The organism is Gloeocapsa sp. DLM2.Bin57 (assembly GCA_007693955.1).
Lineage (GTDB): Bacteria > Cyanobacteriota > Cyanobacteriia > Cyanobacteriales > Gloeocapsaceae > Gloeocapsa.
Genome location: RECR01000089.1, coordinates 14,757 through 40,916 on the forward strand (window position 1 = coordinate 14,757; position 26,160 = coordinate 40,916).

The window sequence follows — 26,160 nt, forward strand, 5'->3', positions numbered from 1 at the left end:
TCATGTCTCGATATTTACTCAAAACAACCGCTATCACGATTGGTACAGCCTTAATGGCAAGTGTTCCTTTAGTAGCACAAGCTGCTGACTTTAGATTTGATTGGACTGGTCAAATCGCCGGTTTTGGCGTCAGAGGTACATTTGGTTATGATGAGAATCAAAGCTATCCTGGTGGCATTGTCAGTACAGGTGATTTAGATTATCTCAATGTCTCCTTTTATGCTCCTAATGGGACTCTTTTGAGAACTTATAACAATAATCATCAAGATCCAGGAGTCAATTTTAATTTTAATATCAATACCATGGAAATCCTCCAAGCAGGTAGTTACAATGCTCCTGACGGTATTAGTATTGGAGCACCCAATTATGACAGAGAAAGTGGTAATGATCCAACAGAAGCGAGTGGTTTAACTTTTTGGTCAAAACCCCCAAGAAGCGAAACTCCTCATCTTCATGTAGATGATTGGGCTGATGAGTTTGGTTTCCCTATCGGTTTTAGTACTCATGAAGAGGTTGCTTTTCCCACTCGGACAACACAAGAACTCATTGATGATGGTAGGGTAGGTGAAGCGTACTTACCTCCTTTAGGCAACCCCGTTACTCCCTTGGGTGAAAGAGGACAATTTGCTCAGGTTACTCCCATAAATGATCCTGTTATTCCTGAACCAACCACGATTATTGCTTCTGTTTTGTTGGCAGGTTTAATGCCTTTAAAACGAAAGTTGAAGGTTTAAGTTAGTATAATGCGCCAAGGACAGGTAAAAAAGCCTTGGTGCATTTCTTATAGATTTTGTAGATGTTCAGAAAGAAATAAAGCAGTCTTGTTTAGATTATGTTTTTCTAGAGTATTAATATATTCCAAGGGACTTCTAGCCGGATTTTTGAGACGTCGCCGCACTTTACCTAAAGAATAACAAACTCTAGCTAAGTCTATATTAATCAACTCCATAAGTAAGTCATCTGGATGTGTCACTTTGATACCATATTTATCTAAAATCCTTGTGGGGAAATCAGTTAAATTAAAAGTAATGATTTGAGCATTAACCTGAATCGCCGCGGCTAGAATATGTCTATCTTTTGCATCTGGTAAAGTCAGATTTTGGTTGACATCCTCCCGGAATCTTTAGGTCGGGGATTCTGAACAGACAATTGCTTGTCCGTTTATCCACTCAAACAGACTTAGCTGTAGAGGGTTCTTAGGCTCAACAACTAACGCCATTGAGATTTCCTGACTATTTCTAGCCAAACCTGTTAGTTCAGGTTTAAGCGTGACTTCCTGAGTAACTCCCAGTAGCTTGGACAAACCTAGTCCAAGAAGTTCTAATCCTTTCTTGCCTATATTAATTGCAGCTTGATTGTCAGCATCAGCTATGAACCCACAATTAGTACAAGTAAATTTTTCTTTTACCCTACTTGCAGAATCAACATGACCACAATTAGAACAGGTTTGAGACGTGAATTTAGGGTTAACTTCTAATACGATACAACCAAACTTTTCAGCTACAGATTGTATCTTTAATTTCAAGTTGCCCCAGGAACAATCTCTAATCAACCTATTTAAAGCTTGTTTTGCTGCTTGATTATTCTTAATGTATTTGCCTGCCTCATTTTGTTTAGGTGAGCATCTTTTGCTCATACCCTTAACATTTAAATCTTCCAATATAATTACATCAGCTAATCTAACTAGTCTATTTGCTACTTTCCATTGGTAATCATCCCTTTGGTTAACTATTTTTTGGTCAATTTTAGCTAATCTTTGATATGCTTTTTTCTGATTACTTGACCCTCTTTTTTTACGACTAGCTCGACGTTGTCTAATTCTTTTAACTCGCTCTAGTTGTTTCTCAAACTGTGGGTTACTTATTTGTTCCCCATTGCTTAGAGCAACTAGCTTTTTAATCCCTGTTCTAAAAGTGTAATCAAGTAAGGACGGGAAACATTTAAAAGTTCTGCCGCTTTATCAGTAGTTAATTCAGCACTAATTAGGGTAATAGATATAGCATTACCTTGATTTATTTGTAAGAGTAAGTTTTTTAAACCAGTTATAGCTGTAGCAGATAGGGAAAAAGTAACACCTGATTCTGTTTGGATGTGAATCTGTTCGCCATGAAGATTAGATAGAAGAGTTCGTGCTTCTTCAGCTTCTTGTGCAGTGGGTATAATCAAATTGTGGTGGCTTAATGAACTCATTATGAACACATGAAAGTGAGTAATCTAGTTTACTTACAATCTAGCGAATAAATGCAATAAGTGCAATAAAGCACCAAGGACAGGTAAAAAAAGCCTTGGTGCATTTGATGATGTTCAAACGAGCTACTACTTATTTAGATGTACTAAACCGTTTTTCTCACTAGAGTAAGGAGTTGGTAAAAATTTAAGCTTTGTTGGCTGTGGAGAGACTTTGTTGTCTTCTAACAAAGATATACCACTTTTAATAATAGCTTTGAGAATAGGACGACCTAATTTCACTGATGCAGGAACAATAGTAGTACCTAATAAAATTAATCCTAATCCCGCTAAAGCTGTAGTGTCACCTGATTTGTAATCGTCTAGTATTTCTTTAAGATGGAAACTTACTACCGATCTATCCCAATGAACAATTGACATGATTTTTTCTCCTGGTGCAATTGCTACTAATTCTAACAAATCTTGAGAAAAGTTCTTATTAACTTTGACAGGGTTTTGAGACAAGACGATGTTTACCGTGACGGTGTCGATGACCTTTTGAGCGGGAGAATTGGTGTGTTTCTCCTACACAACGAGAGAAAGCGCGAAGGTGATTTTCAAAGAGAAGCTCTTTTTAGATTGAGAAAGACGCGTTGTACATCAGGATATTCCGTGGTTAGAGCTAATAATCTGTTAGACATTATTTCATTTTCTCTTTCGGCGATAACACCTTGTTGACAAGCTTCTAAGACGGAATCAGGTGCAGTTACTCGCTCTGCCCAATTATCGATAGGAATAGTCAAATTATACTTGCGAAAAAGTCGCACTAACGCCTGAATGTGTCTTTCTTCCGATTGGACAATATTAATGAATGGTCGAATTGGTGCAAATTTTTCGATAACGAGACTATAAGTCGCACGAGCTTTATATTCGTCTTGGATTGCTTCTACAAGTGCTTTTTCGAGCTTATTTAACATAATTTTCGATTTGATGTTGAGCTAAAGGTCGTAAACTATTCAAACCTGCGGCGATCGCTGTACCATTATGAATAGTAGTAGCCAAAAGAGGGTTAAGTCCGACGGTAGAGGCTAAACCCAAAGCGAGTAAATTAGGACCTACTACCAATAGTATATTTTGGTCGATGAGATTTCTGGTTTCTCTAGCGATCGCGATAGCTTCGAGAATGCTATTAAGGTTATTATTCATTAGAACCACGTCTGCTGTTTCTCTAGCTACTTCTGAACCATGAGCAAAAGAGATAGAGACGTCAGCATAAGCTAAAGCTACTGAGTCATTGAGTCCATCTCCTACAAAAGCGACTGTTCTTCCTGAGCGATGTAAATCGCGGACAATTTGCGCTTTTTGTTCGGGGAAAGCTTCCGCATATACTTGAGTTTTGGGAATATTGAGAGCATGGGCTACTTGCATAGCGCGTTCTTGATTATCTCCTGTTAATAAATGAACAGATATTCCCCAATCTTGTTGTAGCTTAGTAATCAGGGCTGAACTTTCAGGACGCAAGGGATCAGCGTATTGGATAACTCCTTGAAACTGACCATCACAAGCCACGTAGATTAGAGATAGTTCTTCACCAGAGTAGGAAAATCCCTCTAAGTCTATATCTTGTTGTTTCAGGAATCTTTCACTACCTATTAACACGGTTTTACCCGCGATCGTCGCTGTCATACCTAACCCTACGCTATATTCCCAATTTTCCCGAGGGAGAATTTCTATACCTTGATCTTGAGCAAAAACGGCGATCGCTTCAGCGAGAGGGTGAGTTATGCGCTGTTCTGCTGATGCTGCTAACTGTAATAAATCATGCTCTGATAGTCTTCCTGCTACGGTTTGGATACCTACTACTACTACTTCTCCTCGGGTGAGAGTACCTGTTTTATCAAAAACGAAGGTATCTATTTCTGAGAGTAACTCTAGGGTGCGTCCACTACGTACTAAAATACCATGTCTGGTAATATGATTTAATGCTCCTAGAAAAGCGGTAGGGATAGATACTCTAATTCCCGTGACAAAGTCGAGGGTAAGAATAGAAGCAACTCTACTAGGATCTCGGGTTGTTACCCAAACCAATCCCGCCCAAGTCAGAGAGGGTATAATCAGTTTATCGGCTAGTTTAGCTGCATAATTAGCCATACGGGTATCATGAACTGGAGCTTTTTGCAGTAATTCCCAACTAGCTGCAGCGCGGGTTTGATAACCGACTTTTTCGGTAGAAATATGGATTTGACCTGAACGTAACAGGGTAGAAGCATAGACATAAGTTCCCGTTTGAGCGACAATAGGCATCGATTCCCCTGTAAGTTGTTGTTGATCGATGGTTGCTTCTCCTTTGAGCACTACTCCATCTACGGGAATCTGTTCACCTGGATAGACTATGACTATCTCTTCGGGAATAACGCAGTCACTGTTGATTTGGATAAGTTTTCCTTCTCTTTCTACCCAAGCATAACGCCCAATGGTGTCTAGTAACTCGGCAGTTTGTCTTTCTGTAGCTCTAGCGGTGCGATCGCGGATTAAGTCTCCTAATTCATGAAGAGTTATCATCAGTGCAGGGGTAATCAATCTTCCCTGTAAACCGCTAAAAACAATCGCTAACAAGTCTAAACAGTCAATATTGAGTTTTTGCTCTCGAAAGATGTTGTTAACAGCTCTTTGCGCTACAGGAAGGGTAGCAGCGATAAGTGAAGCGATCGCCCCTACACGTAAAAAAGGTAGTCCGAGTTGCCTACTTGTTACAGCAAGACTGACAGCTACGAGAGGAAGGGTAAGACTCGACCATTCTTCCTCTTGTAGTTTGGGTGAAGAAGATAAAGAGGAGGGTTTTTGACCAGCTTCGGCTAAAATTTCCTGTAATTGTGGAATAATATCCTGATTTTCCCTTTGATGATAATGAATCACCACCGAAGTTGCCCAAGTATTAATCCGAAACTTTTTAATCCATGTTTCTGCTGTTAATAATTCTACCAAACGATTAGTAAAGGCTTTATTTTCCAACAGAGGAACTCTTAATCTTAACCTTCCTGGTAAGATATGGATAACTTCTGATTGAGATTCTAATACAAGTCCTGTCATCATCTACTAAATTTGATTATTTTCTACACCAGGAGAGGTGATTGTTTCTTCTGCTTCTGCTCTACTGATAATATTCAATAGCTGCATACCTAATTCCATTTCTGATGCTCCCGAGGCTTCATAATTAATTGCTACTGAAGCTGCGGCTTGATTTACTCTAACTTTGAGTACATATTCATTTTCGTTGAGTAATCTTTCTAACCGTTTAGCAAATAAGGTGTCATCCCTTAAACGTTCAATCTTTAAACGGATTCTTCCAGGTACTGAATGAATAATGCTATAACCTTGAGCAATTTCGTTGTTTTGCTTTTGGTTATTCTCTTCTGGTGGTGTTGTGGTTGATTCTGTTTGAGTTTTTTTAAGCTGTTGAAAAATTTGTCGAGATATTCCCGCGATTAACAAATTAGCCAACAAAGCGTTAGCGCCTCTTAATCCTAAACGACTAGTAGCAAATATGCCAATTACCACAGGTAGAATCATCTCAATTTCTTGATGTTCTTGTAAAAATTCGGCTACTTTAGCTTCTGTTGCTTCTTCGGTTTGATTGTTTAATGTTGATACGGTTAATTCAGTCATTTTTCTCCTCATCTACTGTTTCAACTACGAGAGCGTCTGCTTCTTGTTTGCGTAAACTTAGGTGAAATCCATTGAGTAGGATATCAATTGGGTGACCCATTGAACCTACCTTAAGCACGGTAAATTCTGCTCCTGGAGTTAATCCCATCGAAACTAATTTTCCTCTGTAACCCCATCTCGCCTTGTCGTACCCTACAACTATACATCTTGTACCCTCTGGCATTTCTCCTAAGAATGTTTTGATATTGCTTTCTGCTGTAAAAGGTTCATCTCTAACCCAAACTTTTTGAGCTAATCCTGCTCCTATACCGATTTGCTTATTGTTCATTTTTACTACAACTGAACCACTTGGTTGACGGCTAACTATTGTTACTTCCATCCCCGTAGTTAATCCCATTGATAAGAGATGCTCCATGCTTTTTTTTCCTTGAGATCCAATTAACCAGACTCGTTTACCTATTGCAGCTTCTGCTAAGGGGTAACCAGATCCAGGATTTACCCCTTCTTCTTGCTCACTAGATCCACCAAAGTAAGAAAAACTCCAACTTTGCTGACTGTCATTTATCTGCCAATCCATTTAACCACCTTTTTGCTAGTTATTTTTAATAAATTTTTTCTGTAAAAATTGATAATCGTGAGAATATCGGTCTTGATTGGCTCAAATGCCTACCAAAACATGATTTTTTCGAGTGTAGCATTAAACTACTTGCTAACTCGAGTAATAACTAATTAGTAATTATTCTCAAGTATATCTTAAGATTATACCTAAAGGAAGCAAAATTTTCCTTAAGAATTTCTTAAATATGAAATCTAGTTAAATCTTAAGGTTTTTTCTAGAATTGTCTATCGAATCACTGATCTATACTAAAGTTAGTGAGCAAAAGTATGGCTCTCCCTATATTTAGGTTGATAAGCATTCACTTACTATAGAGAAAAGGGAAGAGGGAAGAGGTAAAAGGGAAAAAAGTGTAATTTTGTCAGGAGTGCGCTTTCGCACCGCAGAGACAACTTAACTCCTACCGAAAGAGCTTGTTATTTTAAATCTACACGAGGAAAGTAGAAATGGTACAATTGAATTATTCTAGCCAAGAATCCGAGAACTTGGCTTATACAGGAAATGAAACTATTCCCCAACAGCATCTGATTCAACCCCACGGGGTGTTAATGGTATTAAGTGAACCAGAATTAACTATAGTACAAATCACAGCCAATGCTTCTAGACTATTTGGTCTAAGATTAGAAGATATACTAGGTCAAACCCTAGACGACTTATTAGATCCATTTCAAACAGAAGGAATTAAACAGGGATTAGCTCAAGATAATCTAGACTTTATCAATCCTACCAAAGTATGGGCAAGAAAAAGCGGAGATGAATACGTAGTTTTTGACGCGGTTTTCCATCGTAATAGTGACGGTTTATTGATTTTAGAACTAGAACCCGCTTTCGCTCAAGAAAATATCCCCTTTTTAAGTTTCTATCACTTAGCTAAAGCATCCATCAAGCAACTTCTCGAAACAGTTAACTTAAAACAATTCTGTGAAGTAATCGTTAAAGAAGTGCGCAAAGTAACAGAATTTGACCGCGTGATGTTGTACAAATTTGCAGCAGATGGACACGGAGTAGTCCTAGCTGAAGAAAAAGTACCAGAATTAGAACCCTATCTAGGTTTACACTATCCCGAATCAGATATACCCCCAGCTGCGCGTAAATTATTCGCTTCTAACTGGATTCGCTTAATTCCCGATAGTCACGCAGAAGGAGTTGGTTTAGTCAAAGCAGCTGATGATCAAGAAAATAACCCTCTAGACTTAACCCATTCTATCCTGAGAAGTGCATCTGGTTGTCACTTAGAGTACTTGCACAATATGGGTGTAGGAGCATCTCTAACTATCTCCTTAATTAAAGACGAGAAACTCTGGGGTTTAATCGCTTGTCACCATCGTACACCTAAATACGTACCTTACGAATTGCGTAAAGCTTGCGAATTTTTAGGACAAGTCATCTTCTCAGAAATATCAGCAAGAGAAGAAACAGAAGACTATAACTATCGGATGAAATTAACTTATATACAAACAGCGTTGATAGACTATATGTCTAACGATGAAAGTTTTATTGAAGGGTTGACCAAACATCAACCTAACCTGTTAGAGTTAACTAGTGCTAAAGGTGCAGCGATTCTGTTTGGTAATAAATGGACGGTTATCGGTAAAGTTCCCTCAGAAGAGGATTTAAACCTATTAGTGCTATGGTTACGTAAAAACGTCGATGGAGAGGTATTTTATACCGATTCCTTGGCGAGAGTTTATCCCGACGCAGATAAATATAAAGACTTAGGTAGTGGTTTATTGGCTATACCGATATCTAGTAAAAACTTCGTCTTGTGGTTCAGACCAGAAGTTATTCAGACTGTCAATTGGGGAGGTAATCCTAATCACGCTTACGAAGCTAAACATAAAGAAGGTAACCTAAAACTATCTCCGCGTAAATCCTTTGAACTGTGGAAAGAAACAGTTAGACTAAAATCTTTATCTTGGCAACAAGTAGAAATTAAAGCCGCTTTAGAATTAAGAAAGGCTATTATCAATATTATTCTACGCCAAGCCGATGAATTAGCGCAACTAGCCCACGATTTAGAAAGATCTAACTCAGAATTGAAAAAATTCGCCTATGTAGCTTCTCATGATTTACAAGAACCTTTAAATCAAGTAGCTAACTATGTACAGTTACTAGAGATGCGCTATAACAGTCAACTAGATACAGACGCTAAAGAATTTATCGGTTACGCGGTAGAAGGGGTAAGTCTGATGCAAACCCTGATAGACGACGTTTTAGCCTATTCTCGCGTTGATACCCAAGCGATCGAATTTGAACTAACCGATGTCCAAACACCCCTAGAAATGGCTTTAGGTAACCTCAGAAGACGCATTAAAGATAATCAAGCTGTCATTACTTCTGAACCACTACCAACGGTTATGGCTGATAAAACTCAGTTAATGCAGTTATTCCAAAACTTAATCGCTAATGCGATCAAATTCCGCAGCGACGCGGCACCTAAAATTCAGATCAGTGCAACTAGACTAGAAGAAGAGTGGTTATTCTCTGTAGAAGATAATGGAATTGGTATAGATCCCCAATTTTCAGAACGAATCTTTATTATCTTCCAAAGATTACACACCCGAGATGAATACCCAGGTACAGGTATGGGTTTAGCAATTTGTAAAAAAATAGTAGAATGTCACCGAGGTCAAATCTGGGTAGAATCAGAGTTAGATCAAGGGGCAAAATTCTATTTTACTATTCCAGTAGGAGGACGCGATCGTGAGCTTAGAAGAGGGCGAAAAGCTTAAACTCATTTTCCTAGTAGAGGACAATAAAGCTGATGTTCGTCTGATTGAAGAAGCTTTAAAAAATAGCGTTGTACCTCATGAAATCGTAGCGGTCAAAAATGGGGTGGAAGCAATGGCGTACTTACGTCAAGAAGGTGAGTACGCCGACGCTCGACGTCCTGATATTATTCTGTTAGACTTGAATTTACCCCGTAAAGACGGTCGAGAAGTGTTAGCAGAAATTAAAGCAGATCCCCAACTCAAACGTATTCCTGTAGTAGTTTTAACAACCTCAAAGAACGAAGATGATATCTTTCACAGCTACGATTTACACGTAAACTGTTATATCACTAAATCTCGGAATTTGAGTCAGTTGTTTGAGATAGTTAAAGGAATTGAGGAATTCTGGCTCAAGACTGTTACTCTACCATTAGATTAGTTAAGAGGGAAAGATTGGGAAATTTTCCTCTCTTTTTTCTTGATATATACTCCCGAGTTAGTGAAGAAGGGGAGCAAAGTAAAGAAACCATGTTGACAAGTTCAGTAAAAATCTTGTTGATTGAGGATAACTTGGCTGAAGCGAGATTATTACATGAGATTCTCAAAGATGCCAATGGTAATACTTTTACGCTAGTTCATGTACAGCGTTTAAAAGAGGCGATCGAACTCATTAAGAGTGACAATTTCGATGTGATCTTATTAGATTTAACTCTACCAGATAGTCAGGGTTTAGCTTCTCTAATACCCTTGAACTGTTATGCTCCTAGTATTCCTGTGGTAGTACTTACTAATACTAATGATGACAGGTTAGCCCTAGAAGCAGTTCGTCAAGGTGCGCAAGATTATTTAATCAAAAGACAAGTTAACTTACATTCTTTAGTACGCTCTCTCTATTATGCCATTGAGAGAAAACAAAGCGCAGAAAATCTCCGTAAAGCTCATGAACATCTTAGCCAAGAAGTACAAAAACAAAAAGAGGATTTAATCAAAGCACAAGAGATAAATCAACTTAGAGCAGAATTAGTATCGATGATTTCTCATGACTTTCGCAATCCTCTAACCACTATTCTACTCTCTACAGGACTACTTGAAGACCATGAGCAAAAATTAACCCCTGAACAAAAGATTAGACAATATCAACGCATTCGTGACGCGATTAAAAATTTAACAGGTTTACTCGATGAAATCTTATTAGTAGGTAAAGCTGAAGCGGGTAGATTAGATTGTGACCTAATGTCTTTACCTTTAGAACCATTTTGTCGTCAATTACTCGAAGAGTTGGAATTAACTCTCAATAGTCAGCATAAAGTGGTTTTTATCAGTGAAGGTGAGTTAAATTCGGGTTTGTGGGATGAACAGCTACTTAAACATATTTTATATAACTTACTTTCTAACGCGATTAAATATTCTCCTGATGGAGGAGTAGTGATATTAAATCTTCAACGTCAAGGAGAAATAGTAATCATGGAGATTAAAGATCAAGGGATTGGTATCCCTGAAATAGATTTACACGCTTTATTTGAACCCTTTCACCGTGGTGATAATGTGGACAATATCCCGGGAACAGGTTTAGGTTTAGCAATTGTTAAAAATTGTGTGCAGGTTCATGGGGGTACAATAGAGGTAGTTAGTCAATTGGGAGTGGGGACAACTTTTACAGTTACCTTACCCTATCTTACGTGAAGACAAAAAATAGATGATCGCACAGGGTGAATTAGTAGAATTAGAGATAGAAGACCTTAATCATCAAGGTGAGGGTGTAGGACGTGTTAACGGTTGCGTAGTTTTTGTCCGGGATACAGTGATAGGCGATCGCGTTTTAGTGCGTATTTTACGTCTGCGTAAACAATATAGCGAAGCAAGATTAGAAAAACTCTTAGTTAGTTCTCCTCACCGTGTTCGTCCCTATTGTATCGTAGCTGATAAGTGTGGGGGGTGTCAGTGGCAACATATCGACTATGACTATCAACTTCAGGTAAAACGTCACCAGGTGGAAGAAAGTTTAATCAGGGTTGGGGGTTTCTCTAATGTACAAGTAGCTGATACTCTCACACAAGCTAACTCCCTCGGTTATCGTAATAAGGTTACCTATCCTCTTGGTTTGTCTGCAACTCAACAAGTACAAGCGGGTTATTATCGCAAGGGAACTCATAAGTTAATTAATCTCAATCAATGTCCTGTACAGGATTCTCGCTTTAACTCTCTGTTGAGTGAATTAAAACAAGATATTCAACAACGGGGTTGGACTATTGATCAGGATTTAACTGGTGTGGGACAATTGCGTCATCTCTCTTTGCGTGTAGGAAGACGTACAGGAGAGATTTTACTCACCTTAGTTACTACCACTTGGGATTTACCAGATATTGTACCTCAAGCTCAAATCTGGTTAGAACGTTACCCCGCTTTAGTTGGTGTCTCCTTAAATCTTAATCGCTGTAAAAGTAATGTTATTTTTGGTCGAGAAACTCGTAATATTGCAGGACAACCCTATCTGAGAGAAATTTTTGCAGGGTTGGAGTTACGCTTACTTCCTGATACTTTTTTTCAGGTTAACACGGAAACCGCTGAAGCGCTTTTAACCATTATTCGTCAACGTCTCTGTCTCCAAGGTCATGAAACTCTCTTGGATGCTTACTGTGGTATAGGTACTTTTACTCTACCTCTAGCTCAACAAGTAGCTCAAGCTATTGGACTTGAAGTACAACAAACCGCGGTAGAACAAGCAAAAATTAACGCATCTCTCAACAATATCACTAATGTAACTTTTTACGCAGGTGCAGTAGAACACCTCTTATCTCAATTTTCTCGTCCTGATATTCTTCTTCTCGATCCTCCTCGCAAAGGTTGCGATCGCCTGGTAATTGAAACTATCCGCAAAGTTTCTCCCCCGAAGTTAGTTTATATCAGTTGTCAACCCGCAACTCTCGCTAGAGACCTCCAATTACTTTGTCAAGATAATCTCTATCATCTCACTTTTACTCAACCTGCTGACTTTTTCCCTCAAACTGCTCATATTGAAGTGGTAGCTTTTTTAGAAAAAAGTTAGTTGTTATGCTATAATTTACCTAGGTGGACAAATAAGTTTTTTAAAGACTTTTTAAAGTTATTTCTTAAAACTTAATTGTTTACAAACAGCAAAACTTGATAGCTTTTGGGGTAAAGTCTATTGCTCTTTACCCAAAGCTCATTACAACCTAAAAAGAAACAATGATTTAACTAGGATAACTCTGAACCCTACCCTATTAACTAACCTTACGTTCAACTAAGTCCAACTATTAATAATAAGAGGTAAAAACTTGTGATTGCTATCTCGCTACCTCTCAAGAAGACAAAGTGGAGTACTATGAGTTTCGCATCTACTTTGTATTTATACCCTATACTAGACCTGTTACTAGCTAATATTCCCTCTGAATTACAAGCAGAGATTAGGCTAGGTTTACAAGAAGCCTTAGTCAATGCTGCTAAACACGGTAATAAACTAGATCCGAGTAAAACAGTAGTAGTACAATTCTCTCAAACTAAAGAAGGATACTCCTGGATCATTACGGATCAAGGTTGTGGGTTTGATACCCAATGTTTTTGTGAACTTAATTTAGAAGAGGGAATTTATCCTTCCGAAGAAGCAGAAAACGGTAGAGGGATGTGTATCCTACACCAAATCTTTGACCAAGTACACTGGAATCATCAAGGAACAGAAATAAGACTATGCAAAAATACTAATTGTGCTTCAGACTTAAATTAACTACAATAGAAAAACAGTAAGGGGTTTAAATATTAAACCGCCTTTTTTTTGAGTATTAGTATGAATAACGACGTAAACGAAAAACAACCTAAATCTTTTGAGTTACCAGGTGCAAAACCACACTATAATCCCGATAAACCAGGAAAAGTTGAACATATCTTTTTAGATATTAGTCTAGATTTGACTCAAGCTAGTCTAACAGGAACTTGTTATCTGAGTTTAAAACCCCTACGTCAAGGGATAGAAGAATTAACCCTCGATGGAGTGGATTTGCACATAAACTCAGTGTTAGTCGATAGTATTAGTCAACCCTTTGATTACGATGGGGAAAAACTTTACATACATCTGATCCAACCTACTGGTTTAGAAACCATCCAACTAGCGATCGCCTATCAAGTGATCCAACCCCAACGAGGTATCTATTTTATTAAACCCGATTCAGATTACCCCGATAAACCAATCCAAGTATGGACTCAAGGAGAAGACGAAGACTCCCGCTATTGGTTTCCCTGTTTTGATTATCCAGGACAATTAGCTACCTCAGAGATTAGAGTTAAAGTAGCTAAACCCTATCTTGCAATTTCTAATGGTGAATTAATCTCTACCTCAAGTCAAGATAACGAGATTATTTATCACTGGTTGCAAAAACAAGTACACCCTACCTACCTCATGACTCTCGCTGTAGGAGATTTTGCGGTAATTGCCGATCAATGGGGTGATATACCCGTAAACTACTATGTAGAAAAAGGAGGGGAAGAAGATGCTAAACGCAGTATGGGTAAAACACCTAGGATGATCGAGTTTTTTAGTCAGAAGTTTGGTTATCCCTATCCTTACCCTAAATATGCTCAAGTCTGTGTAGATGATTTTATCTTTGGAGGGATGGAAAATACCTCTACTACTATCTTAACAGACCGCTGTCTCTTAGATGCTAAAGCAGCTACAGATAACCGACGTACTGAAAGTTTAGTCGCACACGAATTAGCCCATCAATGGTTTGGTGATTTAGTAGTGATTAAACATTGGTCACACGCTTGGTTAAAAGAGGGAATGGCTTCTTATGCTGAGGTACTCTGGACTGAGGTAGAATATGGTCAGGATGATGCAGCTTATTATCTGTTGGGAGAAGCACGCAATTATCTACAAGAAGACTCTACCCGCTATCGTCGTCCTATTGTAACTAATGTCTATCGAGAAGCGATCGAATTATACGATCGCCATCTCTATGAAAAAGGTGCTTGTGTTTATCATATGATTCGTACTATTTTAGGAGATGAGTTATTTGACGCGACGATTAAGACTTTTGTTAACGATAATGCCCATCAAACCGTAGAAACTATCGATTTATTAAGGGCAATCGAGAAAACTACAGGATATAACCTCAATTCTCTTTTTGATCAATACGTGTTTAGAGGTGGTCATCCCGATTTTAAAGTTAACTATAGTTGGGATAATAAAAATAAACTCGCTGAAGTGAAAATAACCCAAACCCAGGGTAAAGACAATCCCAAAGAGTTATTTAATCTGACTATACCCCTAGCTTTTGGTTATGTAGAAGGAGAAGAGGTAGAGTTAAAAACAGTTACTCTCAATCTGTTAGAGTATCAACAGAGTTTTTATTTTCCTCTAGAGAAGAAACCAGATTTTATCAGCTTTGATGTGGGTAATAATTACCTGAAAACCGTCTCTCTAGATTATGCTTTAGCGGAGTTAAAAGCCCAACTAAAATCTGATCCCAATCCTGTTAGTAGAATTTACGCAGGGATAGCGATCGCCAAAAAAGGTAACTTAGAAGCGATCACAGCTTTACAACAATCTCTCACTAACGATCGCTTTTGGGGTGTACGTAAAGAAGCAGCTAAACAATTAGGTAAAATTAAACTAGATCAAGCTGTCAACGCATTACTCTTAGGTTTAAATGATGATCATCCTCAAGTCAGAGGAGAAGTAATCGCAGCTTTGGCTAAGTTTAAAACCACTCTTAGCTACGATACTCTCAAACAATTACTCTCTCAAGGAGATAGTAGTTATTATAACGAAGCCGCGATCGCTAAATCTTTAGGAACAATAGTAGTAGGAAATCTAGAAAAACAACAATCAGAAGTCATCGAACTACTTACAGAAGTTTTAAACAATCAACCAGGGTGGAATGAAGTAGTCAGAAGTGGGGCGATCGCTGGTTTAAGTCAATTAAAAACCTCCCCTGAAGCTGCTGATTTAATTCTAGAATACACCAATAGAGGCATACCTCAACCCTTACGTCTAGCTGCAATTCGGGCTTTAGGAACGGTTGCTAGTGGTCAAAAACCAGAAAAAATCGAGAAAATCTTGCAAAAACTAGAAGATATCGCCTCAGAAAGCTTTTATCTCACCCAAGTAGCCGTTACTAGTGCTTTAAGACAAATACAGCATCCCCAAGCCCTCGAAATTCTCGACAACTTAGCCTCTCAATCCCCCGACGGTAGAATTAAACGTATTGCTTCAGAAGCTAAAACTAAAGTACAAGGAAAAATGGGTTCAGATCAAGCGATTAAGGAATTAAGACAAGAAATCGACAAGTTAAAACAAGAAAACCAGGAGTTAAAAAGTCGTCTAGCTAAGCTAGAAACCTAAGTTTTGACGCTCACCGACCTACACACCTTCTTCCTTTCATGAGTGCATGTGCAGTATTTAGTTGAGTAAGGTTCAGAGGTCGCCCTCTTCCCCTCCTCTAAGAACCGTACGTGACTATTTCTAATCATACGGCTCATGCACTATTTCGAGCCTTTGGACTTGGATTTACTATGTACCTGCTTGTGACACGCTTTGTGTAGGTGGACTAGATTCACCGCGTCGTCAGTTCCTCCATCCTTAACAGGTACTATGTGATGGATTTCTATTTTTTCTCCATTGAATAAGGATTCTCCACAAACAGTACATCTCCACATTTGTTCTTTGGCTATCAGTTCATACTTAGAACCTTTCGCCCAGTATAATTTTCCTGTTTTTTCTCTGCGTTTAATCCAATACTCTCGGAGCGAAGCATCATCAGGTGACGCATCACCTTTGACCTTTACATGCCTCATAATTGGTGTACTAGCAAGCTTGTAGAGTACAATGAGTTTTTCATCACCTTCCCTTCTTCCTGCTCCACGACACATAAATGTCCAACTATCTCCTTTATAGAAATGAAAGTATTTATTCTTAACCCATTTTAATCGTCTTTTTAGGTGCTTACGCTTGCACCAGTTCCAGAGGTATTTATAGACCCTATAATCTATGTAGCTAAAGGTTTCTTTACTAATTACTCCTCGATAATAATTAGCAAAACCACGAAGAAGGGGATTGATGGCTTTAATTAAATCCTCTTGAGTGGCAGCTTTCATACTGTTAATGGTCTTCCCGACCTTTTTACAGAATTCTAATACTTTCTGCTTCATTGGTTTAATCAATAGCTTGCCACCATAATGGCGTAGGTTGAATCCGAGAAAATCGAAACCTTCATCAATATGGGCTATCCTTGTCTTCTCCTCGCTGATACTTAGACCTTTCTCTGACATCCATTGCTTTATCTGGACTAGTACTTTTTCCAAAGATTCTTTATCTCTTGCTGTCACAACAAAGTCGTCTGCATACCTGATGATGCCTAGCTTTGGGTTGTATTCTTTTATGGATTCCTCCAACCCGTGCAATCCAATATTAGCTAATAGAGGACTTATAACACCACCTTGAGGCGTACCAGTTTCTGTTGGGAATAACTTCCCGCCGTCCATAAATCCAGCTTTTAACCATTCCTTAATAAGTTCACCATGTGGTATTGAACCTACTTCTTTGAGAACAGATTCATGGGCAATATTATCAAAGAAACCTTTAATATCCGCATCTAGAACCCATCTATCTTTTGAGCGTGCGTGTAATCTGTTGAAACATTGCTCTATAGCATCTTGGCAGCTTCTTCCTGGTCTAAACCCATAGGAGTTTCCCTCGAAGACTGCTTCCCATTCTGGCTCCAGATAATTTTTAACTATTGCTTGTGCGACTCTATCCCTTACGGTTGGGATTCCTAGGGGACGTTTCTTCCCGTTTTTTTTAGGTATATAAACCCGTCGCGTGGGTTTTGCTGTCGCCATTTCCCAGTTATTCACAAGTTTTACTCTGTCGTCAGGTGTTATTATTACCTCCTTATCTACACCTGCAGTACCTTTGCCTTGGTTCACTTGAGTAATTTGTCTAACACTCAGCAATAGATTTGCGTAACTACGTAACATCAACTTCTGCAGTCTTCTTAGCTGCTTCCATTGACCAAGTCTTCTAGCACGAAAGATTCTTTGTCTTAGATTCTTAACAGCTTTTCTTACCGCCTTCCAATTAACTTCCGACCAGTCTTTCAGCTGTTTGGTTTCTCCATTTATAACGTGTGTCATATCTAACTTCTGATTCCATTAAGTTTCTTTGTCATTGTTTCTTTCGTATAGTACATAGAGTAAGTCTGCTTCCGTTTCCGTCAGGGACAAATTTTGAATCCCTATCTTGTTTATTACAAACAAGCATTCGCTTTTTACTCCTTCCTTTACCCTCCAGAGAATTCCGTCTCAGTTACCTTTGACCTACTAAATATTTCGACCTATATTTAGACTCTGTAGGGTTTACCCTGTTGCGTCATTTGAAGTTTTTGATGTTAGTTAGGATGGATACCTTTGCTACGATAGGAATTGTGTTTCTACTTACATACGACTAGATAACGTATGTACCACCTATTTACCATTTTGGTTAGAGCATGTCAAGGCGTTTTGCTCTTCGATTTATCACGTAGTTTAAGCGGTATCTTAGACCGTGTTCATCCTTCTACATCTTTCCCTATTGCTCCCTAACCAATTGCCTTATTGGTTTTGGGCTACTTTCGGGGGCTGCATTCCAACTGTTTCGTTACCTACTCGGTTGTGCCCAAACTCAGAGAGTTCTTTCCGTAAGGGCTAGGGGTAGAAATCCCTAGGGGACGAGGCGTCCCGTTCCGAATGACCAGTTCAGGTCGCACATCTAGCTAAATCGCGCAATTACCACTTTCTAGCTTCAATATATCATCACCAGTAACGGTGAAGGCAACTGCCTGCAAAGCACGTAGCATAATGTTACGTGCGCCATTTACATCTCTTGATAATTGTGTACCACATTTAGGGCATTTAAATACTTTTGCTCCTCCTAATTTAGAGTGAATATGCCCACAGTTTCCACAAGTTTTGGATGTATATGCTTCACTTAATCTTATGACTAATACTCCTCTTCTTTTAGCCATTTGCCTTAAGTGTTGGCAGAATTTATAATGACTCCAGGTCAACATATTTCTAGCTGATTTTCTGTTTATCTTTCTTTGACTTTTTATCACCATATTACTAGTTTCAAAAGGAGGGAGAAAGATGACTTTATAATTGCTAGTCAAGAAGTTGGCTACTTTATTATGCAAGTCTTTAACTAAATTATTTATCTTTTCTCTTAGTCTATAACTTGCTTTTCTCATTTGTCTGCGTTGACGTTTATATGGGGAAGTAGTCATTTTACTTATTAGTTGGTCAAGATGCGAGCATAATCTATTTATGCGCCCGATATCGTTCTTGCCTACTTCTAAAATGCTTTCTCCATCGTAGCCAGTTAAGAAACTTCTATTCCCTGGGTCTAATGCTATTACTTTTGATTTATCAGTTTTAGGTTCGTTTTTAAGAGTAGGAAAACAAGCAAACCATTTACCACGAGTATAGACTAATTTAGTTCCGTACTCACAATTATTAGGAATAGGTTGAGATGCTTTAAACTCCATTCCTTTGGTTAATCTAGAGTACCATGTCCCATTTTTAAAGTTACCTACTTTAAATGATATTGCTTGCCGAGAGGCTCTACATGACTTGAATTTAGCTTCCCCATTATTTGCTTTTGCTTGTGAAAATGCGTCTCTAGCTTCTACACAAGCTTCTTGTTTTTGATGTCCTGGTATTTCATTTACCCAATCAGGTATATCTTTTGCTTCCCTGACTAAGGTTTGTAAAGTAAATCCTGATCAAGAGTTATCTTGTTGGAGCTTATTAATACACCAGTTATAAACAAATCTGTAGCCTGCTAACCATTGTTTCCAGACTTTATGTAACTCGCTTGACGGGTACACCCTGATTTTCAAGACATTGTTTGGAGGCAGCTTTGTCTGGCTTGTTTGATGACGTTTGGTTTTCTTGTAGCTCTTGCTTGATTTGTTTTTTGTACTTTCGTAATCCGTAGAGACGGTTAGAGAAGCAGTGGATGATGGAGAGCATATCCTGCACAAGTTCTTGCTCTGGTGATAGCTTTGTGTCATAGAGAACCACGAGTTCGCATTCAAAGTATTCGCAGAGCCATTTGACCATTTCGAACCCGAATCTAACGAGTCGGTCAGGATAGGCAACCACAAGACGTCTGATATCTTTTGTGACAATGCGTTCCAAAACGGTGATAAATCCAGTTCGCCTGAAATTGAGTCCTGAGCCAATGTCTGATATGACTTCTCCTTCCGGATAGTGTTGACGTAGGAAATCAATCTGTCTCGTAAGATCGTCTCGTTGAGATGAGGTTGAGACTCTACAATAGAGAACAGTTGTAACTGATTGGGGTTGTAATGTTTTTTCGATTTCGGCGATCGCATATCTCCTGTGTCCTGCAGGTGTTTTAATTGACTTAATTTTGCCTTCAGATTCCCAACGACGAAGGCTGCTGACACTTACAGATAAAGCTAGTGCAGCTTCTTTAGGGGTTAGGTATTTCATTATCTATTACTAGCTTACTAATTTTAGTTTAGCAGATTATTGCTTATTTAAGCGCTTTGACGAGAAATTTGGTAGCTAATAATGATGTCCTCAACCTCTGGAGTAGAAAATTAATCAATTTTGCTGGTATTTCCCGCTTTTACCCAACCTTCTAGATTAGTACCAGGAATAATAACTCTTTGCCAAGTTTCATCAGGGTTAGTCCCAAGTACAATTAACTCTTGATTGTACGCTACTCCACCGAGACGTTCAGAATCAGGATCAGGTTGAGATCTCAGACTCAAACCATCCGACCAAGTAACTATAGCGCGATAACCTTCAGGCTGGGGTATTTCTTCTTCCTCTGCTTCTTCAAGGGGAGAAATATCTATAACGACTTCCTCTTCTACAACAGGTGGAGACATAGTTTCAGCGAACAAAGGTTGAGAAGGAGTGTCAGCTAATTTACTTAAAAGATAAACAGCAATACCCGCACCGATTCCCGCGGTAAGCAGAAGACCTAAAACAAAACCCAAGATAAATTGTACAATCTTCCAGAAAGTCTGCATTATGAACTAAGCTAAATGATTAAAATATAACCTTAATTGTACTCAAATTAATGCTCAAAAAAGTACTTAAACAACAACCCTTTCTCGCGCGTCAAGTACGTCTAGCTAAACGCAAAAAACGATCTATCGTAGATCGTCCCCATTGGGAGGAGTTTGTTAACTCTGAAGCCATTGCTTGGCATAACATCCTAACACAAGCTAAAACAGGAGAGTTGATTTTAATTCCTACTAGTATTGGGGGAGACATTCATCTGATCTCTATAGAAAGTCTTTTAGCAGTAGCTTTGACACTGAGAGGAGCACAAGTACATTTTCTTCTCTGTGATGGTATTCTTCCGGCTTGTTTTTGGTGTGATGCGACTTTTTACCCTAAACAGGAATACTTTGCTAAAACCGGTCCACAACAAGATTTATGTAATCTCTGTTATCCTTTTGCGCAAGAAGTTTTACAACCCCTAGGATTAACTATACACCGTTATAGTGATTTTCTCACCGAACCAGACTATCAAGAAGCAGCTAAACTCGCTAACTCTCTATCTAGAAAAGAAATACCCCAATATACCTGGTCAGAAATTAAAGTAGGTGAACACGCTTTAGCTGGTGCATTAAGATTTTATGCTAGTGCGTCTTTAGAAAGTGAGTCACAAGGTGAAGAGATTTTACGACGTTATTTTCAAGCAGCACTTTTGACTACGTTGGCAACACAAAAACTACTCACAACCCATAATTATCATTGTGCAGTATTTAACCATGGTATCTACGTACCTCAAGGATTAACAGGAGAAGTAGCGCGTCAACAAGGTGTCAGAATAGTTAACTGGAATCCTGCGTATCGTAAACAATGTTTTATTTTTACTCATCACGATACCTATCATCATCAATTGATGTGGGAAAATGTCACTAATTGGGAAAATATCCCCTGGAATAAACAACTAGAACAACAATTACTCGATTATCTTAAAAGTCGTTGGGTAGGTAGTAACGATTGGATCTGGTTTCATGAAAACCCCCAATTTGACTTAAAGGCGATCGCTAGTGAAATTGGGGTGGATTTTACCCTTCCTTGTATTGGCTTACTAACTAACGTCATGTGGGATGCACAATTACACTACCCCGCTAACGCTTTTAAGAGTTTACTAGATTGGGTACTCACCACTATTGAGTATTTTAGACAACGTCGGGATTTACAATTACTGATTAGAGTTCATCCCGCAGAAATTAGGGGTACTTTACCTTCTCGTCAACCCATTATCGCTGAAATCGCTAAAGCTATTCCCAACCTTCCCCCCAATGTTTTTATTATCCCTCCAGAGAGTCAAGTTAGTACCTACGCTGCTATGTTAGCCTGCAGGGCTGTACTTATTTACGGGACAAAAATGGGTGTAGAGTTAACTAGTATGGGTATTCCCGTCATCGTCGCAGGTGAAGCTTGGATACGCAATAAACAAATTACTCGAGATGCTACCTCTATTGAAGAATATATCAGCTATCTAGACCAATTACCTTTGAGTGAGGGTTTAAGTGATGATACCCTAATACGAGCACGTAAATACGCTTATCACTTCTTTTTTAGACGTATGATACCTCTAGAGTTGACTACTCAAGCTCAAAATCCTTCTGAATTTAAACTGAAACCTGATTTAAAAATAGCTGATTTATTACCTGGTAATAGTCGTGGTTTAGATTTAATCTGTGATGGTATTCTCCAGGGAAGTGAGTTTATTTATCCTGCTGAATTAGATTAAAATGCTAAAAATAGCTATCGATGTAACTTCCCTACGTTCTAAACCTAGTGGGATTGGTGTTTATATTACTAATCTTGTCCAAGGTTTAATTAAGCTGCAATCTGAGTCTAATTTCAACCTTTCTTTAGTCTATCAACCTAGTTTTAAAAAATGGTTAAGGGGTGATTTATCTCCTAGTTATAACCAGAACTTTTCTCTTGAGACTCATTGTCTCCCTCTTCCCGTCACTCTATCTACTTTACTAACTAATTTTCCTAATCCCATTTTATCTCTATTAGAACCTTCTTTAGGTTCTCCAGATATCCTACAGGGTACTGACCATTTTGTCTATCCCTCTCACAAAAGTAAGAATATTTTAACTATACATGATTTAACTTTTATCAAATATCCTCAATATGTTAATTCTATTGTCAAAACTTATTATTCTCGCTTGCAAAAATGCTTACAATGGACTGATTTAATTATCACTTTCTCGGAAAATACTAAACAAGAAATTAACTATTATTTCAATATATCTCCAGAGAAAATTATAGTAACTCCTCAAGCTAGTCGCTTTTTCTTAACTCCGACAACTCTTAATAAATCTCAGGTAAATTATGACTTTTCTGTACCCTATTTATTATTTGTAAGTACTCTTGAACCGAGAAAGAATATTGTTAATTTAATCAAGGCTTTTAATTATCTCAAAAAACAACATGACATCCCTCATAATTTAGTTTTAATTGGACAAAAAGGCTGGTTTTATCAACCAATCCTAGAAGCGATCGCTAACTCTCCTTATACTGAAAATATCCATCATCTTGATTATCTTTCCGATGAGTTAGTAGTTTTATTCTATCGTCAAGCAGATGTATTTGTTTATCCTTCCTATTATGAAGGTTTTGGATTACCAGTTTTAGAAGCAATGACTCTAGAAACCCCTGTAATTACTTCTAACACTTCTTGTTTACCCGAAATCGCCAAAGATGCAGCATTATTAATTAATCCCGATGATTATCAAGAATTAGCCACAGCAATCTTACGAGTAATCAGCGATCGACAATTGCGTCAAGACTTAATTCAACGCGGTAAAATCAGAAGTAGTCTTTATTCTTGGTCAAAAACTGCACAAGCAACCTTGGAAGCTTATCAGTTATAGCGCTACTTTCTAAGGGAAAAGGGGGGAGAGGGGGAGCTCACAGGTGTAGGTTTTTAACATTTCGGTGAAGACGAGACAAGGAAGGAACGAAGAATGGGGGACAAGGTAGATACTACAATTCAAAAAGTGTGTTTTTGATTCAAGGTAATATTTAAATACATATACTTCGAGAGTCTACTTTCCCTCCTTGTCTGCCTTGTCTTACCTTGACTACAAACTTATTGTAAAAAACCTACCCTTGTCAGGAGAGGGGGAGACGGGAGAGGGGAGTATGATATATAGGAATAATAACACCTAATACCTAATACCTCATACCGAACTCTAGTGATAATGACCTAGTTTAAATTCCGAAACTGGGTAGCAAAATTTTCGGTTCGATTTGGCGAAAGTTGACGGGCTTTGAGAATAGCTGCAATCAAAAATACATAACTCAAAATACCCGAGAAAGCTAAAAAAGAATACACAATCAAAATGTTGTTAGAAACACTAGCTGCAGCGTTCCAGAAACCGTGTAAAACTGAGGATGTTAACCAACCAATTAATAACAATGACCGCCGTTTAGATGGTTTTAACATACTTAACCCGATAAAATAACCAAAATAGCCACTATAAGCCATATGTCCTGTGATTGAACCTAAAGTACGAGGAATTAATAACTGTAATCCCGCTAAATGTCCTCCCTGTTCGATCATCATTGGTACATATTGTCCTAAAGTTTCAATAAAGGTAAACCCTGCACCAGCTGCTGCTACAATTAAAATCCCGTCTAAGGGTTCCCAAATCCCGATTCTTTCACGCCAAGGTGATCTCAAAATGGAACTAAACCAAATCAAAACAAAAGCTGGTAAAGCTTTAAGTAATTCCTCCATTAAACCAGCACCAAAAAAGTTAGCAATAAAAGCACTAGCAAAGTTATTTTGCTCAATTCCTCCTGGTAAAACTCCCCGAAAGATAATTATAAATATTATTAAAAGTGGACTTACTAAGATAATAATTTCAGCAATAGCTACACCCAACAATAACCACCAGGGCTTATGCTTACCACACAAACGGTAGATAAAATAATAAGCTAAGGTAATAATATACGTTCCCAATAAAATATTAAACAGTACAGGATTATTAATAACAAAAAATAAACTGACAATAAAAAAACAAGTTAGTATTCCTGGTATTAAAAATCCTTTATTAAATAAATTATTTTTTTTTGATAAAATTGGCACTAATTGGGTTAGTCTTAAAGCTTCGTTATTGTTATTATTATTTGTTCTTAAAGACTGTAGCAAATTATTAAAGACAAACTCAGGACCATCTTGACTAAGTTTAATGATATCTCCTGGTGTTAAGATCTGACTTCCCTGTAGGCGAACATTATTAACAAAAGTTCCGTTAGAACTATGGTCATATACTTCCCAACTGACTACTTGTTGGGTTGTTGGGTAATTAACAGGTCTAATTTCTACATGGACTCGCGATACTGTCTGACAAACGTTAGAATCTATGACAATTTCACACTTACTAGCGTCTCTACCAATACATAGAGACCTATCTGTAGATAGAGGGTAATCGATTGCTTGTCCTCCAATAATCTGGTGAGGTTTTTTGGGAGTTATATAAGCATTCATCTTTGACTCACTATTTTATTTAGACGTAATTTAATTCTACTAGAAAGTTGTCTATAAAGTTTTGTTAACTAATTTACCATTAAAATCTAAATAAAAGTTAATAAAATGTTCCCTTTCCGCAAAGATTGTCTAGAATTTACCAAATTACTTGCAAAATAAACTGAGAATTTGGTTATGTCTTATACTTTTGACATCATTGGTGTAGCTCCAGTTCTAAATTTCTTTTACCATCAAGAAAAAGTGGAAAAAAACCCTAAACGGAGTAAAGCTTATTTAGGAAGCGATCGATGTACTTTAGATGCTTTTATGCGTTCAGCTGAATTAATCTACGCTAAACCAGATTGGAATTGGGATAAGGTTATGAGTACCATGGTTAATTTTTGGCTAAAATACCCCGAATCAATCCAATATTGGCAAGGAGAGTTAGCTAAAGCGGGTTCAGAAAACTTGATAGTTGCCAGAATTGCTAATGTTGATGTTTTGAGAAATGAACTAGAATATATTTTTCAAGATTAACAACCATAACCAAGGTGAGGCAATCAATTTCCTCACCAATAAGATTAACATCAGTAAAGCACTCAGGCAAGAGTAGGGAGTGTGGGAAGATGGGGAGACGGGATTAGGGGAGAATTCCGAAGAAAGGAAGAAAGGAATTGGGTTTCACCGTTCCACCATTCCACCGTTCCACCGTTCCACCATTCCACCATTCCACCATTCCACCGTTCCACCGTTCCACCTAAATTACTTTTAAGATTATGTTACCTCAAAAACTTCCAGTAATTAATAATCACGAACTATTTCAACAAGCTTTAACTCATCGTTCCTACGCTCATGAATCCCTTTGTAAAGCAGATAATGAAAGACTAGAATTTCTCGGTGATGCGGTGTTAGGTTTTTTGATAGCTGAATCACTCTATCAACGTTATCCCGAGTTAGATGAAGCAGACTTGACTAAACTACGTGCTATGTTAGTAGATCAAACACAATTAGCTAATATAGCGCAAGAAATGGGATTAGGTAAACTTATTCGTATCGGTAAAGGTGCAGAAAAAAACGCCGTTAGAAATAGTTCTGCTGTACTTTCTGATACCCTAGAAGCGGTTATTGGTGCTTATTTTCTCGATCAAGGAATTAGTGCGGTTAAAGAATATATAGAATGTTTATTTATTCCCCTAGCGGATGAAATCCTCTCTAGTAAAGCTTCAGAACCTAAAACTTATCTCAATGATGCCAAAAATTTACTGCAACAATGGGCAATTGTTAATATGGGAGAAAATCCGATTTATAAACTACTCAATGAGGTTGGTCCTCCTCATGCTAAAACTTTTACCATAGAAGTCCAAATCAAAAGTGGAGTCTATGGAGTCGGTGAGGGATCTCGCAAACAGGAAGCAGAAAAAAAAGCCGCTTTAGCAGCTTTGAAAAAGTTATCTATAATTTAA

Annotated in this window: 19 protein-coding genes and 4 pseudogenes; 11 read left to right on the top strand and 12 right to left on the bottom strand. The window is 38.1% G+C overall.

Annotated features, from left to right (window positions below; translation table 11 throughout):
- Nucleotides 1–2 precede the first annotated feature (2 nt).
- The gene (locus tag EA365_11860) at nucleotides 3–734 is read left to right on the top strand and encodes a PEP-CTERM sorting domain-containing protein (GenBank protein ID TVQ43709.1); all 732 of its coding nucleotides are present in this window, start codon (nucleotides 3–5) and stop codon (nucleotides 732–734) included.
- Nucleotides 735–1,123: 389 nt separating this feature from the next.
- Here EA365_11860 and EA365_11865 read toward each other — a convergent pair.
- The 7 genes and pseudogenes from EA365_11865 to EA365_11895 form a co-directional block, all read right to left on the bottom strand.
- Nucleotides 1,124–1,903, bottom strand: a pseudogene (locus EA365_11865) (transposase).
- Nucleotides 1,888–2,190 carry a hypothetical protein gene (locus EA365_11870; protein TVQ43710.1) on the bottom strand — a complete coding sequence of 101 codons (303 nt, stop codon included), beginning with the start codon at nucleotides 2,188–2,190 and terminating at the stop codon, nucleotides 1,888–1,890. The pseudogene EA365_11865 and the gene EA365_11870 overlap by 16 nt, the downstream one beginning before the upstream one ends.
- 225 nt (nucleotides 2,191–2,415) lie before the next feature.
- A pseudogene (locus EA365_11875) lies at nucleotides 2,416–2,607 on the bottom strand (hypothetical protein).
- A gap of 58 nt (nucleotides 2,608–2,665) precedes the next feature.
- Nucleotides 2,666–3,143: pseudogene (locus tag EA365_11880) on the bottom strand (DUF2202 domain-containing protein).
- The gene (gene cadA / locus EA365_11885) at nucleotides 3,133–5,256 is read right to left on the bottom strand and encodes a cadmium-translocating P-type ATPase (protein TVQ43711.1); all 2,124 of its coding nucleotides are present in this window, start codon (nucleotides 5,254–5,256) and stop codon (nucleotides 3,133–3,135) included. The pseudogene EA365_11880 and the gene cadA overlap by 11 nt, the downstream one beginning before the upstream one ends.
- Nucleotides 5,257–5,262: 6 nt before the next feature.
- Nucleotides 5,263–5,832, bottom strand: a complete 570-nt coding sequence (locus EA365_11890) for a metal ABC transporter ATPase (GenBank protein ID TVQ43712.1) — start codon at nucleotides 5,830–5,832, stop codon at nucleotides 5,263–5,265.
- Entirely contained in the window at nucleotides 5,825–6,409 is a 585-nt protein-coding gene (locus EA365_11895) for a ferrous iron transport protein A (protein ID TVQ43713.1), read from the bottom strand. The genes EA365_11890 and EA365_11895 overlap by 8 nt, the downstream gene beginning before the upstream one ends.
- A 485-nt stretch (nucleotides 6,410–6,894) precedes the next feature.
- On the opposite strand from EA365_11895, the gene EA365_11900 reads away from it, so the two are divergent.
- From EA365_11900 to EA365_11925, 6 genes are all read left to right on the top strand, one after another.
- Entirely contained in the window at nucleotides 6,895–9,180 is a 2,286-nt protein-coding gene (locus EA365_11900) for a GAF domain-containing protein (protein TVQ43714.1), read from the top strand.
- Entirely contained in the window at nucleotides 9,152–9,598 is a 447-nt protein-coding gene (locus EA365_11905) for a response regulator (GenBank protein ID TVQ43715.1), read from the top strand. The genes EA365_11900 and EA365_11905 overlap by 29 nt, the downstream gene beginning before the upstream one ends.
- Before the next feature lie 89 nt (nucleotides 9,599–9,687).
- Nucleotides 9,688–10,842 (top strand): response regulator, encoded by a 1,155-nt coding sequence (locus EA365_11910; protein ID TVQ43733.1) that lies wholly within the window; start codon nucleotides 9,688–9,690, stop codon nucleotides 10,840–10,842.
- Nucleotides 10,843–10,855: 13 nt separating this feature from the next.
- Nucleotides 10,856–12,205 carry a 23S rRNA (uracil(1939)-C(5))-methyltransferase RlmD gene (rlmD, locus tag EA365_11915; protein TVQ43716.1) on the top strand — a complete coding sequence of 450 codons (1,350 nt, stop codon included), beginning with the start codon at nucleotides 10,856–10,858 and terminating at the stop codon, nucleotides 12,203–12,205.
- A gap of 252 nt (nucleotides 12,206–12,457) precedes the next feature.
- Complete coding sequence (locus EA365_11920) at nucleotides 12,458–12,901, top strand: anti-sigma regulatory factor (protein TVQ43717.1); 444 nt, start codon at nucleotides 12,458–12,460, stop codon at nucleotides 12,899–12,901.
- Between the two features lie 60 nt (nucleotides 12,902–12,961).
- The gene (locus tag EA365_11925) at nucleotides 12,962–15,514 is read left to right on the top strand and encodes a DUF3458 domain-containing protein (protein ID TVQ43718.1); all 2,553 of its coding nucleotides are present in this window, start codon (nucleotides 12,962–12,964) and stop codon (nucleotides 15,512–15,514) included.
- A gap of 140 nt (nucleotides 15,515–15,654) precedes the next feature.
- Here the strand turns inward: EA365_11925 and ltrA are convergent, their stop codons facing one another.
- The 4 genes and pseudogenes from ltrA to EA365_11945 all read right to left on the bottom strand — a co-directional run bounded on the left by ltrA (nucleotide 15,655) and on the right by EA365_11945 (nucleotide 20,213).
- Nucleotides 15,655–17,304 (bottom strand): group II intron reverse transcriptase/maturase, encoded by a 1,650-nt coding sequence (ltrA, locus tag EA365_11930; protein TVQ43719.1) that lies wholly within the window; start codon nucleotides 17,302–17,304, stop codon nucleotides 15,655–15,657.
- A gap of 617 nt (nucleotides 17,305–17,921) precedes the next feature.
- Nucleotides 17,922–19,034: pseudogene (locus EA365_11935) on the bottom strand (transposase).
- A complete protein-coding gene (locus EA365_11940) occupies nucleotides 19,009–19,665 on the bottom strand; it encodes an IS607 family transposase (GenBank protein TVQ43720.1) in 657 nt (218 codons plus the stop codon). Before EA365_11940 ends, EA365_11935 begins: the two are co-directional and overlap by 26 nt.
- Before the next feature lie 110 nt (nucleotides 19,666–19,775).
- Nucleotides 19,776–20,213 carry an SH3 domain-containing protein gene (locus EA365_11945; protein ID TVQ43721.1) on the bottom strand — a complete coding sequence of 146 codons (438 nt, stop codon included), beginning with the start codon at nucleotides 20,211–20,213 and terminating at the stop codon, nucleotides 19,776–19,778.
- Nucleotides 20,214–20,263: 50 nt separating this feature from the next.
- Between EA365_11945 and EA365_11950 the strand changes: the two genes are divergently transcribed.
- Both EA365_11950 and EA365_11955 read left to right on the top strand, forming a co-directional pair.
- A complete protein-coding gene (locus tag EA365_11950; protein ID TVQ43722.1) occupies nucleotides 20,264–21,958 on the top strand; it encodes a capsule biosynthesis protein in 1,695 nt (564 codons plus the stop codon).
- Nucleotide 21,959: 1 nt separating this feature from the next.
- A complete protein-coding gene (locus EA365_11955) occupies nucleotides 21,960–23,096 on the top strand; it encodes a glycosyltransferase family 1 protein (protein ID TVQ43723.1) in 1,137 nt (378 codons plus the stop codon).
- 335 nt (nucleotides 23,097–23,431) lie between these two features.
- Here the strand turns inward: EA365_11955 and EA365_11960 are convergent, their stop codons facing one another.
- Nucleotides 23,432–24,718 (bottom strand): PrsW family intramembrane metalloprotease, encoded by a 1,287-nt coding sequence (locus EA365_11960; GenBank protein TVQ43724.1) that lies wholly within the window; start codon nucleotides 24,716–24,718, stop codon nucleotides 23,432–23,434.
- A gap of 174 nt (nucleotides 24,719–24,892) precedes the next feature.
- On the opposite strand from EA365_11960, the gene EA365_11965 reads away from it, so the two are divergent.
- Nucleotides 24,893–25,234 (top strand): hypothetical protein, encoded by a 342-nt coding sequence (locus EA365_11965; GenBank protein ID TVQ43725.1) that lies wholly within the window; start codon nucleotides 24,893–24,895, stop codon nucleotides 25,232–25,234.
- Nucleotides 25,235–25,473: 239 nt separating this feature from the next.
- The gene (gene rnc, locus EA365_11970; GenBank protein ID TVQ43726.1) at nucleotides 25,474–26,160 is read left to right on the top strand and encodes a ribonuclease III; all 687 of its coding nucleotides are present in this window, start codon (nucleotides 25,474–25,476) and stop codon (nucleotides 26,158–26,160) included.